This is a genomic window from Actinoplanes sp. M2I2 (genome assembly GCF_023544445.1).
Taxonomy (GTDB): Bacteria; Actinomycetota; Actinomycetes; order Mycobacteriales; family Micromonosporaceae; genus Actinoplanes.
In genome coordinates this window covers 262,966-276,236 of the sequence record NZ_JALPVJ010000011.1, presented here as the reverse complement: position 1 = coordinate 276,236, position 13,271 = coordinate 262,966, and the positions used below count along the sequence as shown (strand labels likewise).

17 protein-coding genes are annotated in these 13,271 nt (G+C 72.2%); 16 read left to right on the top strand and 1 reads right to left on the bottom strand.

What is annotated here, in order from left to right; all coding sequences use genetic code 11:
* Positions 1–5: 5 nt before the first annotated feature.
* Positions 6–968, top strand: a complete 963-nt coding sequence (locus HJC40_RS24420; RefSeq protein ID WP_308200943.1) for a YafY family protein — start codon at positions 6–8, stop codon at positions 966–968.
* A gap of 302 nt (positions 969–1,270) precedes the next feature.
* On the opposite strand, the gene HJC40_RS24415 is transcribed toward HJC40_RS24420, so the two are convergent.
* Positions 1,271–2,188 (bottom strand): SDR family oxidoreductase, encoded by a 918-nt coding sequence (locus HJC40_RS24415; protein ID WP_250003800.1) that lies wholly within the window; start codon positions 2,186–2,188, stop codon positions 1,271–1,273.
* Between the two features lie 317 nt (positions 2,189–2,505).
* Here HJC40_RS24415 and HJC40_RS24410 point away from each other — a divergent pair, with 317 nt between their 5' ends.
* From HJC40_RS24410 to HJC40_RS24340, 15 genes are all read left to right on the top strand, one after another.
* Positions 2,506–3,108, top strand: a complete 603-nt coding sequence (locus tag HJC40_RS24410; RefSeq protein ID WP_250003798.1) for a CDP-alcohol phosphatidyltransferase family protein — start codon at positions 2,506–2,508, stop codon at positions 3,106–3,108.
* Positions 3,108–4,454 (top strand): DUF881 domain-containing protein, encoded by a 1,347-nt coding sequence (locus tag HJC40_RS46650; protein ID WP_374272595.1) that lies wholly within the window; start codon positions 3,108–3,110, stop codon positions 4,452–4,454. Before HJC40_RS24410 ends, HJC40_RS46650 begins: the two co-directional genes overlap by 1 nt.
* Complete coding sequence (locus HJC40_RS24400; protein WP_250003796.1) at positions 4,451–4,783, top strand: small basic family protein; 333 nt, start codon at positions 4,451–4,453, stop codon at positions 4,781–4,783. Before HJC40_RS46650 ends, HJC40_RS24400 begins: the two co-directional genes overlap by 4 nt.
* Before the next feature lie 567 nt (positions 4,784–5,350).
* Positions 5,351–6,049, top strand: a complete 699-nt coding sequence (locus HJC40_RS46645; protein WP_374272613.1) for a DUF881 domain-containing protein — start codon at positions 5,351–5,353, stop codon at positions 6,047–6,049.
* 38 nt (positions 6,050–6,087) lie between these two features.
* A complete protein-coding gene (gene gcvH / locus HJC40_RS24390) occupies positions 6,088–6,468 on the top strand; it encodes a glycine cleavage system protein GcvH (RefSeq protein WP_250003792.1) in 381 nt (126 codons plus the stop codon).
* Positions 6,469–6,685: 217 nt separating this feature from the next.
* Entirely contained in the window at positions 6,686–7,132 is a 447-nt protein-coding gene (locus HJC40_RS24385; protein ID WP_202994510.1) for an FHA domain-containing protein, read from the top strand.
* Between the two features lie 74 nt (positions 7,133–7,206).
* Positions 7,207–7,875, top strand: coding sequence for a MerR family transcriptional regulator (locus HJC40_RS24380; RefSeq protein ID WP_250003790.1), 669 nt, complete (start codon positions 7,207–7,209; stop codon positions 7,873–7,875).
* Between the two features lie 122 nt (positions 7,876–7,997).
* The gene (locus tag HJC40_RS24375) at positions 7,998–8,462 is read left to right on the top strand and encodes a bifunctional nuclease family protein (RefSeq protein ID WP_250003788.1); all 465 of its coding nucleotides are present in this window, start codon (positions 7,998–8,000) and stop codon (positions 8,460–8,462) included.
* A gap of 148 nt (positions 8,463–8,610) precedes the next feature.
* Positions 8,611–9,165, top strand: a complete 555-nt coding sequence (locus HJC40_RS24370) for a MerR family transcriptional regulator (protein WP_250003786.1) — start codon at positions 8,611–8,613, stop codon at positions 9,163–9,165.
* Between the two features lie 78 nt (positions 9,166–9,243).
* Positions 9,244–9,852, top strand: coding sequence for a bifunctional 2-polyprenyl-6-hydroxyphenol methylase/3-demethylubiquinol 3-O-methyltransferase UbiG (locus HJC40_RS24365; RefSeq protein WP_250003784.1), 609 nt, complete (start codon positions 9,244–9,246; stop codon positions 9,850–9,852).
* A 33-nt stretch (positions 9,853–9,885) separates the two neighbouring features.
* Positions 9,886–10,662 (top strand): transglutaminase-like domain-containing protein, encoded by a 777-nt coding sequence (locus HJC40_RS24360; protein WP_250003782.1) that lies wholly within the window; start codon positions 9,886–9,888, stop codon positions 10,660–10,662.
* A 9-nt stretch (positions 10,663–10,671) separates the two neighbouring features.
* Complete coding sequence (locus tag HJC40_RS24355; RefSeq protein WP_250003780.1) at positions 10,672–10,881, top strand: hypothetical protein; 210 nt, start codon at positions 10,672–10,674, stop codon at positions 10,879–10,881.
* Between the two features lie 63 nt (positions 10,882–10,944).
* Positions 10,945–11,637 (top strand): hypothetical protein, encoded by a 693-nt coding sequence (locus HJC40_RS24350; protein WP_250003778.1) that lies wholly within the window; start codon positions 10,945–10,947, stop codon positions 11,635–11,637.
* Complete coding sequence (gene fsxC, locus HJC40_RS24345) at positions 11,634–12,776, top strand: FxsC protein (RefSeq protein WP_250003776.1); 1,143 nt, start codon at positions 11,634–11,636, stop codon at positions 12,774–12,776. Before HJC40_RS24350 ends, fsxC begins: the two co-directional genes overlap by 4 nt.
* 32 nt (positions 12,777–12,808) lie before the next feature.
* Positions 12,809–13,249, top strand: a complete 441-nt coding sequence (locus tag HJC40_RS24340) for a MarR family winged helix-turn-helix transcriptional regulator (RefSeq protein ID WP_250003774.1) — start codon at positions 12,809–12,811, stop codon at positions 13,247–13,249.
* Positions 13,250–13,271: the final 22 nt, after the last annotated feature.

Below are 13,271 nucleotides of genomic sequence, written 5' to 3'. Positions count from 1 at the left end.
CGGTCATCCGGGCCGCGCGACTGATCAACCTGGTACTGCTGTTGCAGTCGCGCGGCACGATGACCGCGGCCGAGCTGGCCGCTGAGCTCGAGGTGTCGGAGCGGACCGTCTACCGCGACGTGGTGGAGCTGTCGGCGGCCGGCGTGCCGGTCTACGCGTCGCAGGGCCGCACCGGCGGCTATCACCTGGTCGACGGCTACCGCACCCGGCTGACCGGCCTGTCGCGGGCCGAGGCCGAGGCCCTGTTCCTGGCCGGGCTGCCCGGGCCGGCCGCCGAGATGGGGCTGGGCGAGCCGGTGCGGGCGGCCCGGCTCAAGGTGCTCGCGGCGCTGCCGCCCGGGCTGCGGGACGCGTCATCGGTCGCCGGCCAGCGGTTCCACCTGGACGCGCCGGGCTGGTTCCACGACGCCGAGACGCCGCCGGTGCTGCTCGCCCTGGCCCAGGCCGTCTGGCAGGACCGGGAACTCACCATGGTCTACCGGCGCCGCGACGAGGTGACGCGCGTCGTCGCCCCGTACGGCCTGGTGCTCAAGAACGGGACCTGGTATCTCGTCGGTCAGGTGGGGGAGGAGCTGCGCTCCTACCGGGTCGACCGGATCGTCTCGATCGAGCCGACCGGCGCGACGTTCGCCCGGGATCCCGCCTTCGACCTGCCGTCCTTCTGGGCCCAACGGGCTGTCGAGTTCGTCCGGCAGATGCTGCGCGAGACCATCACGATCCGGCTGTCGCCCGACGGCGTCCGTGTGCTCGGGTTCGTCGCCGAGGCGGTCGCCGTGCGGGAGGCTCTCGACGGCGCGGCCGAGCCGGACCCGGACGGCTGGGTCCGGACCCGGCTCCCGGTCGAGTCCCTCGAGGTGGCGTACTCCTACATGCTCCGGCTCGGGCCGGAGGTCGAGGTGCTGGAACCGGCGTCGTTGCGGTCCCGGCTGGCCGCCGCGGCCGCGCGGACGGCTGAGCTCTACCGGTAATCGGCCGCGTGTGGCCGAGCTCTACCGGTAATCGGCCGCGTGTGGCTGAGCTCTACCGGTAATCGGCCGCGTGTGGCCGAGCTCTACCGGTAATCGGCCGCGTGTGGCCGAGCTCTACCGGTAATCGGCCGCGTGTGGCCGAGCTCTACCGGTAATCGGCCGCGTGTGGCCGAGCTCTACCGGTAACCGGCCGCGTGTGGCCGAGCTCTACCGGTAACCGGCCGCGTGTGGCCGAGCTCTACCGGTAACCGGCCGCGTGTGGCCCAGCTCTACCGGTAACCGGCCGCGGGTCCGGCCCAGCTCTACCGGTAACCGGTCACGTCGGCCGGCTTGCCCGGGTCCTGCACGTCGACCAGATAGCGCCACGCGTCCGGCCGGCTGCCGTCCAGGTCGGTGAAGCCGTACACCTGGGCCAGCTCACCGCTCGACACGGACCGGCCGTTCCATCGGGCCCGATCGGGATCGGCGGCCAGCGCGGCGACGGCCCGTCCCACGTAGGCCGGGGACTCCGAAATCGCGAAGTGCGGGTCCTTGGCGGTGGCGTCGCGCCAGTTCTCCTCGGTGACCCCGAAGGTGTCGAGCATCATCTCGGACCGCAGCCACCCCGGGGTCAGGGCCACGGCGGTGCCCCCGTGCGGCGCCAGCTCCTGCGACCAGGCGAACGCCAGCCGGTTGACGCTGATCTTGGCGAGGTCGTAGAACACCGACAACCGGTAGTTGACCTCGTTGTAGGCGGTCGTGCCGTCCCCCATCTCGATCGCCAGTCCGCCCGGCCGGCGGATCAGCAACGGCATCGCGTAGTGGCTGGTCACGATGTGCGTGTCGACGGCCAGCCGGAGCAACCGGAAGCCCTTCTCGAGCGACTGCTCCCAGACCGGCTTGTGCCAGGTGGCCAGGGGATCACCGCCCCAGATGTCGTTGACGAGCACGTCCAGCCGGCCGTGCTCGTCGTCGATGCGCCGGACGAGCCGCTCGACCTGATCCGGTACGAGGTGGTCGACGGCCACGGCGATTCCGGTCCCGCCGGCCCGGGTGACCAGCTCGGCCGTCTCCTCGATCGTCTCGGGCCGGTCCATCTCGGATCGCTGCCCACGGGTGCTGCGCCCGGTCACATAGACCGTGGCCCCCGCCGCGCCCAGCTGCACCGCGATCTGCCGTCCGGCGCCCCGGGTCGCCCCGGCGACGAGTGCCACTCTGTCGTTCAGATCCTGCTTCGCCATGTCGTTCATGCTCGGTCCGAAACCTGACAACCGATGGCACCTTTTCCTGACCGATGCTGTCTTTGTCCCGGACGGGAGAGCCCAGGTAGGACCGCATGATCGCGTCCGGCGACAATAAGCTAGGTTCCTAGGACGGCGGACGGATTGTGCGACACGTGACGGGATCGCGCCGAGGGTTCTGAAGCTCGTTATAGTTGCTCGGCGAGTGGCCGGTCGGGGGATCCGGGCGTCGGGGGACGCATGCATCCGGGCTGAGCCGTGCCGCTCGCCGGGATGTCGCCGGGCCGCCCGGCACCGGAGGGGGAGAGGAAGTCGCGATGTCGCAGCACCCTGCGCCGTCCATCGCCGCCCCGTCCGACCGCATCTGGACGATCCCCAACGTCATCAGCTTCATCCGTCTGCTGGGTGTGCCGCTCTTCCTCTATCTCCTGCTCGGCCCCGAGCGCGACGTCGCCGCGGTGATCGTGCTGGCCATCGGTGGGACGACCGACTGGGTCGACGGCTTCGTGGCCCGGCGGATGAACTCGGTCAGCCGCCTCGGCGAGCTGCTCGACCCGTTCGCCGACCGGCTCTACATCCTGGCCACGCTCATCGGGTTCACCGTGCGCGGCGTCGTCCCGTACTGGCTGACCGGCGCCCTCCTGCTGCGCGAGCTCGTGCTGGCCATCGCCCTGCTGGTCCTGAGGCGTCACGGGTACGGGCCTCCGCCCGTGCACTACGTCGGCAAGACCGGCACCTTCGTGCTGCTGGCGGCGTTCCCGGTGATCCTGCTGGCGCGGGCCGTCCCGTCGATCGACTCGTGGGCCGGGCCGCTCGGGTGGGGACTCGCGTGGTGGGCGCTCGGGCTGTACTGGGCCGCCGGGGTGCTCTATCTCGTGCAGACCGCCCGGCTCCTGCGGGTCTCCCGGGCGGCGGCCTGATGACTGTTCCACCCGATTCGTCCGCCGACCGGGCCGACGACCAGCCCGCCGTGGGAGCGCCCCGGCGGGCCGGCGACCCGGTGGCCGGCGACCCGATGGCCGCAGACCCTGTGGCCGGGGACCCTGGGCGGCCGGGCGGCGACCAGACCGCCGAGCAGATTCACCGCTGGGCGGACGACGAGGCCGTCGTGGGATCCGTCCGCCCGCCCGACCGTGATGCTGGTCCGGGAGCCGGCGAGGCTACCGCGGGATCAACCCGCCGGCCCCACGATGATGCTGCCCCGGGCGCCGATGAGGCTGTCGCTGGATCTGTCCGCCGGAACGAGGACGAGGACGAGGCCGCCGCCGCTTCCGGCCCGCGAGCTGATGATCACGTCGCCCGGGCACCCGGTGGGCCGGTCGCTGACCGGGAGACCGCGGAAACCGGCGACGATGAGCCTGAGCAACCGCCCAAGCGGGTCTACGCGCCGGACTTCCTGACCGAGCTGTTCCGCAACCCGCTCGACCCCGGCTACGCCGACGCGGCGGCCCGCAAGCTGCGCGACGGTGAGCCCACCGGGGTCCGCAAGATGCTGTCCAGTGCCGTCCTGGCGATCACCCTCGTCGGGCTCGGCTTCCTGCTCGTGGTCGCCTATCAGCAGACCGTCGCCGACGAGCCGGCCCGCACCACCGCCCGCGCCGAGCTGATCGACCAGGTCAAGAAGCGCCGCGAGACCACCAACGAGCTGCAGCAGCGGGCCGACCGGCTGGCCGACGAGGTGTCCCAGCTGCGCGAGCGCGAACTCGGCGGTCAGACGGCGCGCCGGCTGCACGACACCGAGGCGGCCACCGGCCTGGCGCCGGTGCGCGGCTCGGGCGCCAAGATCACGGTGGGGGACGGGCCGACGCCGGTCAACGCGGTCACCGGGGAGCGCAACACGGTCGCCCGGGTCAAGGACTCCGACCTGCAGCTGGCCGCGAACGCCCTGTGGTCGCTGGGCGCCGAGGCGATCGCGGTCAACGGGCAACGGCTGACCGCGACGTCGACGATCCGGCAGGCCGGCGAGGCGATCCTGGTCGACCTGAGCCCGGTCACCACCCCGTACGAGGTGGTCGCGATCGGCCCCGACGACCTCGCGAAGGACTTCCAGGACGGCTACGCCGGACGGTTCTTCGAGCAGCTCGCGGCCAAGTACGGGATGTCGTTCGACGCCCGGAAGGCCGACGACCTGCGCCTGGAGGCCGCGACCGAGCTCAAGCTGCGGGTCGCCGAGCCGTCCACGACCCCCCGGCCGTCCACCCAGTCCTCCGGCTCGGCGCCGACCCCGGCCGAGCCGTCCCGCTCATCGTCGGAAGGCGGCCGATGATCGCCGTACTCGCCCTGATCGCCGGTGTCGCCCTGGGCATCGTGTTCCACCCCACGGTGCCGCCGGAGCTGCAGCCCTACCTGCCGATCGCGGTGGTGGCCGCGCTGGACGCGGTGTTCGGCGGGGTGCGCGCCAAACTCGACGGCATCTTCGACGACAAGCAGTGGGTGGTGTCGTTCATCTCGAACGTGCTGGTCGCGGCGCTCATCGTCTATCTGGGGGACCAGCTGGGCGTGGGCACGCAGCTGTCCACCGGTGTGGTGGTCGTCCTCGGGGTGCGTATCTTCGGCAATGTGGCGGCGATCCGCCGGCACCTGTTCCGGGCCTGAGCGGGTGAGGACTCGATGACCGATCACCAGCCGGAGAACGGCATGCCGACGGCCGGCCGCAAGCCGCGTCCCGTCGAGAACGAGGCCGACGAGGTCACCCAGCTGATGGGCGGTCGGCCGAGACGCCCCGCCCGCGACCCCGGCGAGGTGACCCGGCTGCTCAGCAACCATCTGCGGCCGCCCGGCGAGGACCCCGGTGAGGCCACCCAGCTGCTGAGCGACCCGACCAGGGCCGCGGCGAAGAACCAGGACTCCGGCGAGCCACGGGACGCCGGGAGGACCGACGACGCGCCCACGGTGGCGACACCGCGCCCGACGGCGCCGGCCACGGTCGAACTCGACGGACCGACCCGGCGGCTGTCCCTGCCGTCACCCGATCCGGTGACACCGGTGGAGACGGAGCCGGCCCCGCCGGCCGGCAAACTGCCGACCGGCGAACCTCCGACCGGCAAGTCGCCGATCGATGAGCCACCGGCCGACGTACCGGGCCCGGTCGTCGTACCCGGAAACACCGACACGCCCGGGAAGCCGGTCGAGGCGGCGCCGGAGCACCCGGTGGCCGGTCTCATGCGGGCGCTCGGCCGGCGGCCGACCCCGGCCGGGCTGCTGATCCTGGCGCTGCTCGCGCTGTTCGGCTTCACCCTGGTGGTGCAGTTGCGCAGCAACGACGGCGACGACGGCCTGGCCAGCGCGCGCCAGGAAGACCTGGTCCGGATCCTGAGCGACCTCGAGGCGCGCGACAGCCGCCTGCAGAGCGAGATCGGGGCGCTCGAGACCAGCCAGCGTCAGCTCACCTCGGGCGTGGCCGGACGGCAGGCGGCGCTGGCCGAGGCCGACAAGCGCGCCGACGAGCTGGGGCTGCTGGCCGGCACCGTGGCCGGGCGCGGACCGGGCCTGCGGCTGGTGATCGACGGCGTCAAGGCGTCGGCGATCCTCAACACCGTCCAGGAGCTGCGCGGCGCCGGCGGCGAGGTCATGCAGATCGCCGGGGCCGGTGGCCGGGCGGTCCGGGTCGTCGCGTCCAGCTATTTCGTGGACGCCGAGGGCGGCGGTGTGATCGTGGACGGCGACCGGCTCACCGGGCCCTATGTTCTGACCGTCATCGGCGTTCCCCAGGTCATGCAGACGGCATTGCAGATCCCCGGCGGGGTGGTGGCGTCCGTGAACAGCGGCGGCGGTAGCGTGACGTTGGAACAACGGACCTTGGTCGAGGTGACCGCGGTCCGCGATGCGACCACATTGCAATACGCACGGCCGGCGTCCTGAAAGGGGCGGCGGGGATTCGTGAAAACGGGAGAGAACGCGTGATTCCTGAGGACCTGCGGTACACGGCTGAGCACGAGTGGGTGGCCGGAGACGGCAGCGGGCCCGTGCGGGTGGGCATCACCCACTTCGCGCAGGACGCGCTCGGCGACATCGTCTTCGTGGACCTGCCCGACGAGGGCACCGAGGTGACGGCCGGCGAGACGTTCGGCGAGGTCGAGTCGACCAAGAGCGTTTCCGAGCTCTACGCGCCGATCTCGGGCACCGTGGTGGCCAAGAACGCCTCGCTGACCGATGAGCCCGAGCTGATCAACGCCGAGCCCTATGCGGCGGGCTGGCTGGTGGAAATCGCGCCGGCCGATTCCGCGGCGATTGCGTCTCTGCTGGACGCGAGCGCCTACAAAGCTTTGACGGAGAGCTGAGCCGCGGCTTTCCCGCTGAGCCGAGCCGATGCTGTCCCGGGCCGGGCTGACGGAAGTCAGCGCGTCCGGTTGCCCCGCGATATTGGCGCTGACTAGGCTCGCGGGGCACAACGAATGTTATGCCTTTGAAACCGATAGTCGTGCGTCCAAGCCTTCCGGCTGCGGCGGGGGAGACCCGTGCCGCGAGGCGACGACCAACTGATCCGTGAGGTGGTCCATGACGCGCCCAGACGACGAGTTCCCCCCACTCGACGTCACGTCCACGCTGAACCTCGGCGCCCTCGACGAGGTGCTCGAGGGTCCCGACACCGACGTGGTGCCGAGCCGCATGTCCGGTTCGCTCCCGCCCGGGATGGCGCTGCTGGTGGTGCGCCGGGGTCCCAACGCGGGCGCCCGCTTCCTGCTGGATCACGACGTGACAACGAGCGGCCGGCATCCCGACAGTGACATCTTCCTCGACGACGTGACGGTTTCCCGCCGCCACGCCGAGTTCCACCGCGACGGCGGCACCTTCACGGTGCGCGACGTGGGCTCGCTGAACGGCACCTATGTCAACCGTGAGCGGGTCGAGGCGGCCACGCTGAGCAACGGTGACGAGGTGCAGATCGGCAAGTTCCGGCTGGTGTTCATCGCCGGCCCGCGGCCCGAGGGAGAGGGCAGCTAGCAGTGAATTCGTCGGGGGCGGCGGCGCGCGACCCGGGGGCTTCACGCCCCCAGGGCGGGCGTGAGTCCGCGCTGATGAGCATCGGGGAGGTGCTGGCCCACCTGCGCACCGAATTCCCCGACACGACGATCTCCAAGTTGCGGTTCCTGGAGGCGGAGGGGCTGGTCGATCCCCAGCGCACCGCCTCCGGGTATCGCAAGTACTCGTGGAACGACGTCGCGCGGCTGCGGTTCGTGCTGACCGCCCAGCGCGATCAGTACCTTCCGCTGCGCGTGATCCGCGAGCAGCTGGAGCAGCTGGAGTCCGAGCCGGTGGCGCCCAGCCGCCCGGCTCTGGTCGCCGTGGGCGCCGAGAAGGCGGCCGATCCGTCCGACACCCGGGTCCCCCGGGAGGATGTGATCGAACGCACGGGCGCCACCGCCGAGCTCCTCGACGAGCTCGAGCGGATGGGATTGGTGACCGCGCGACCGCCGGGGTGGTACGACGGCGACGCCGTGATCATCGTCGAGGCGGTCGTCGGTCTGACCAAGTACGGCCTCGAGTTGCGTCACCTGCGCGGCTTCCGGACCGCCTCCGACCGGGAGGTCGGCCTGTTCACACAGCTGCTGGCGCCCCTGGTGCGGCAGAGCGACCCGGCCGCGCGGGCCCGCGCCAACGAGACGGCCCGGGATCTGCAGGCGCTGTCGCAGCGTCTGCACGCCGCTCTGGTCCGCGCCGGACTGCGCGGCGAACTCGGTCGTTGAGGCGGATTCGCCTAGGCTTTCCAGGGGTATGCCGCACCCGTCGGATCCGGACGGCAGGCGTGTAACGTGCAGGTGAGGGGCAGCCGTGCGGGACGGCGCGACAACGACACGGAGGCGGGGCTGTGCGCGAGCTGAGCGTGGTCGGAGTTCGGGTGGAGCTGCCCAGCAACCAGCCGATCGTCCTGCTGCGAGAGGTTGACGGCGATCGGTATCTGCCGATCTGGATCGGCGCCGTCGAGGCGACCGCGATCGCGTACGAGCAGCAGGGTGTCAAGCCGGCCCGGCCGCTGACCCACGATCTTCTGCGCGACATCCTGACGGCGCTCGACGCGCCGCTGACCGCGGTCGAGATCACCGAGCTCAAGGACAACGTCTTCTACGCCGATCTGCTGATCGGCGAGGACGTGCGGGTCTCGGCGCGGCCCAGCGACTCGATCGCTCTGGCCCTGCGCGTCGGGGCGCCGATCCGCTGCGCCGAGCAGGTCCTGACCGAGGCCGGCATCGTCATCCCCGACGAGCAGGAGGACGAGGTCGAGAAGTTCCGCGAGTTCCTCGACCAGGTCCGGCCCGAGGATTTCGCAGGCTGACGACCCTCGCCGAGGGCCTCAAAGATCGACAACTGCCTCCCCGTGCGCGGCGTGTCGTCGCGTTACTTCTCTGTTTCCGCGGGCGCTGAGATATACGCTCGTGAAGTCCAGGTGAAGCGGCGGCACCGCGCAGCGGGGAGGTGGTCGCGTGCACGAGCAGCCTCTTGAACAAGATGGGCCCCTCGTCGGCGAGGACGGCTCGGTCGGTTATCGCGGGGTTACGGCGTGTCAGGCGGTCGGCATCAGTTACCGCCAGCTCGACTACTGGGCCCGCACCACGCTCGTGGTCCCGAGCATCCGGGATGCTTCCGGTTCGGGCACGCAGCGGCTCTACTCGTTCCGTGACCTGGTGGTTCTCAAGGTCGTCAAGCGACTCCTGGACGCCGGGGTGTCGTTGCAGAACATCCGCCGGGCCATCGAGACGCTGCGGTCGCGCGGCGTCGAGGACCTGGCCGGCATCACGCTGATCTCCGACGGCACGACCGTCTACGAGTGCCGGTCGCCCGAGGAGGTCGTCGATCTGCTCCAGGGCGGTCAGGGTGTGTTCGGCATCGCCATCGGCGGCGCCTTCAAGGAGATCCAGGGCTCGCTGTCCCACTTGCCGGCCGAGCCGGCCGGTGGCCCGGTGCCGGTGGGCACCGACCCGGAACCGGCCGCCGGGGACGAACTGGCCGCGCGCCGGGCCCGCCGCCGGGCCGGTTGACGCCCAGCTCCGCAACGCGGTTTTGCTGTCCTGGCAAGGTTCGTTGGCCTGCGGCTCGCCGTCCCCCAGGCTGGTCCCATGAGCGACGAACAAGCGTGGGACGCCCGGTACTCCGAGAACGACCGCATCTGGAGCGGTGACGCGAACGTCGTGCTGGTGCGGGAGGTCGGCGACCTGCCGGCCGGGCGTGCCCTGGATCTGGGCTGCGGCGAGGGCGGCGACGCGATCTGGCTGGCCCGGCGAGGCTGGCAGGTCACCGCCGTGGACATCTCGGGAGTGGCCCTGGCCCGGGCTCAGAAGCACGCGAGCGAAGCCGGGGTGACCGTCGACTGGCAGAAGCGCGACCTGCTGACCGACTTCCCCGAGGGCGAGTTCGACCTGGTCAGCGCCCAGTTCCTGCATTTCTGGGGCCGGTTCGACCGGGAGGGCATCCTGCGCCGGGCGGCCGCCGCGGTGGCGCCGGGCGGCATCCTGCTGATCGAGGGCCACCTGGACACCGGCCCGGTCCGCCGCGCCGAGCACGAGAACGCGCCCGAGCTGCCCGGGCCGGCCGAGGTGATCGAGCGGCTCGAGCTCGACGAGGGCTGGGACGTCCTCGTCGCCGAGATCCACCCGCGGGAGCACATCATCGACGGGGTGGCGCACGAACGCTCCGACAACACCGTGAAGCTCCGCCGCCGGGCTTGACCCTCACATGGTGTCAGTCGGGAGCCTGAAGACATGACATCGACAACGATGACTGATCTCGGCCGCCACGCGGGTGCGGTGGCCGGACTGCCCGGTGACCTCGCCGCGATCGTCTCCGCCGTGCAGGGGCTGTTCCTGCACGAGGGCTGGGCCGGTCGGTACGGGGTGACGGTGGCCCACCCCGGCAGCGCCCACCTCCGGCGTACGGAGGACCTGCTGGACGCGGCCGGGGAGCGCCCGCTCGGTGAGGCCCGCGACCCGGCCGACCGGGTGGCCACCATGTGCCGCAGCTTCTCGGTGGTCACGGTCGCGATGCTGCGCGCGCACGGTTTCGAGGCCCGCGCCCGCGCCGGGTTCGCCGACTACTTCCTGCCCGGCTTCCACGAGGATCACTGGGTGGTGCAGTGGCGTGACGGCGACCGGTGGCGGCTGGCCGACCCGCAGATCGACGCGTTGCAGCGCGACGCCCTGGGGCTCGCCTTCGACCCGCTCGACCTTCCGGCCGCCCGTTTCCTGACCGGTCCGGACGCGTGGCGCCAGGTCCGCTCCGGAACGACCGACCCGGACTCCTTCGGTTTCAGCGGTGCGCCCGAGATGAAGGGGGAGTGGTTCGTGGCCCGCTCGGTGATCCTCGACCGGGCCGCGCTGGCCGGCGTCGAGGCTCTGCCGTGGGACGCCTGGGCGCCGATGCCCGGGCCGGACGACGCCGTCGACGTGGCCCTGATCGACCGGCTCGCGGCCGGCGACGGGCCCGTCACCGTGCCGGCCGAAGTGCTCAACACGCGCCGCGGCACCAGGGAGAAGCTGTAGCGTCAGGTTGTGATTCCGCAGCACTTTCCGCTCTATCTGCGCGAGCCGGGGGCCCGTCCCGCCGACGACAAGGTCTGGCTGGTCGTCGGCTGGATGCCCGACAAGATCTCCGGTCTGCCGCGCCAGCCGGTGGCCCTGCTCTGCGACGGCGACGTCGAGGAGCCGCGGGTCCTGGAGCAGACGACGGTCTACCGCGTGCTCGGCCCCACCCGCCACTGACCGGCGGCCGGGTCGGCACCGTCCTGGATGGAGGGTGCGCTCCCGTGGTTGACTGAGCGTCTGGTGGCACAGGACGTGAGCGTGGCGGAGGCGGCCGAGCCGGACGACCCGGCGGCCCCGGTCTTCTTCGTGAGCTACTGGCGACCCGACCCGCCGGCGTCCGGCGCGGGTCCGCCGCGCGAGGCCAACCGGTTCGTCCGGCGCTTCTTCGACGACCTCACCGAGGACGTCGACAACCTGATCGGCTCGCTGCCCGGGCGGCATCCGGGCTTCCTCGACGTGGTCCGCGGCGGCGAGCTGTGGGAGAAACGCCTTCTGCACGCGGCCGGCACCTGCCAGGTCTTCGTCAGCCTGCTCTCCGGGCCGTACCTGGCGGGCAGCGCGTGGTGCGCGCGGGAATGGGATCTGTTCTCGCGGAGGCGGGTGGTTCCCCGGCCGGGCCGGGCGGAACCCACGGGTCACGACGCGAGCGCGATCGTGCCGGTGCTGTGGGCGCCGCCGGCCGGCCCGCTGCCCCCGGCGGTCGCCGATGTCCCCCTGTTCGTGCCGGGCCGGCTGCGTGACGACTTCCGTGCCGACTACCGGGCCGAGGGCCTGCTCGGCCTGCTGCGCACCGGCAAGGAGCCGATCTACCAGGCCGTCGTCTGGCGGATCGCCCAGCACGTCGAGCGCATCCGCCGGCACCACCGGGTCGAACCGTTGCATCTGCCCGGCCCGGCCGGCCTGCGCACCACCTTCGAACGGGGTGGCCGATGAGGCAGCCGCGGTACTACTTCCACCTCAGCCACGGCCACTCGGTGCGGCTGCGCGCCGACGACCGGCCCGGCGCCGACCACTGGCCGGGGCAGTTGTTCACCGCGTTGTCGGCCGAGGTGGCCCGGCTGGCCGGCGCCGACCGCCGCGTCCCGGTCGGCCACCACGACGGCCTGGTGCGCCCCCTGGCCGACCGGAAGGCCGCCCTGGCCGGCGCGCTGAGCGGCACCGACGTGTTCGTCGCGCTCTACGCGCCGGGCTACTTCAACAAGTCGTGGCCGCTGCGCGAGCGGGCCTCGTTCGTCAGCCGCTACGCCGACCCGGCGATGGGTGAGCGCTTCCTGCTGCCGGTGCACTGGGTGCCCTGGCCGCCCGGGGAGCACGACAGCGAGCGGGTCGCCGCGTTGCGGCTCGGCGCCGGGATTCCCGAGTACGCCGAGGAGGGGCTGCAGGCGATGTCGCGGCTCAGCCTCTACCGCCGGCAGTACCGCACCCTGGTGCGCCGCCTCGCGTACCGGATCGTCACCCTGGCCGCCGACGCCCCGCGCCCGGCGCCGCTGGCGGCGGCGATCGACGACGTCAGCGCCGGACCGGCTGCGGCCGGCGCGATCGTCTTCACGGTGGCCGTGCTCGCCCCCACCCGCCTCGACCTGCCGCCGGGCCGGTCGGCCGCCTCGTACGGGCCGGCCGCGCGCGCCTGGTCCCCGTACCGTGACCTGCGCCGCTTCCCGGTGGCCGCGTACGTGGCCGACGTGGCCGACCGGCTCGGGCAGCCGGTCCGCGTCGTGGACCGCCCGGCCGACATGTTCGCGCTGGGTCAGGGGGCCGCCCTGGTGCTGATCGACCCGTGGGCGGCGGCCACTCCCGACGGGCTCGAACGGCTCTCCGCGCTGACCGGGCGCATCCCCGAGTGGGCGAGCGTGCTGCTGCTCGCCGACCGGTCCGATCCCGAGTACGCCGCGCGCGGCGCCACCCTGCACGCCACGGTGGCCGACACCCTGGTGACCGCCGGGATCGCCCGGGGCCGCATCACCCTGCTGCGCGACGCCGACCGCCTCGTCGAGCGGGCGCCGGCGCTCGTCGACCAGGCGTGCGCCGCGTACCGCCGGAATGCTCCGGAGCGGCGAACGTTAGAGCCTTGACGGTTAGAGCCCTAACAGTTAGAGTTTTGATTATGGACGCACCCCGGCTCACCACCTCGCTCGAACTGGTCCGCTGGATCGGCTGGGCTCAGCGCCGAGCCGGTGAGGACTGGATCCGGGCCCGCGAGCTCAGCCACGAGCAGGCCTTCGTGCTGGGCTACCTGACGCGGCAGCCCGGCGCCATCCAGCGGGACATCGCCCGGATGACCCGCACGAGCGCGGCCAGCGTGTCGAGCCTGCTGCAGGGTCTCGAGCGCCGCGGACTGGTCGAGCGCCGGTCCGAGCCCGGCAACGAGCGCGTCAAACAGGTCTTCGCGACGCCGGCCGGCCAGGAGCTCATCGCCGGCTTCGACACCGCGATGGCCGCCGCCGACGAGACGATCCTGGCGCCGCTCGACGAGCAGGAGCGGGCGACCCTGCACACCCTCTTGGCCAAGATCACGGCAGAACTGCCGCAACCCACCCGCGACTGACCCCCCGGTCCACCGGGCGCCG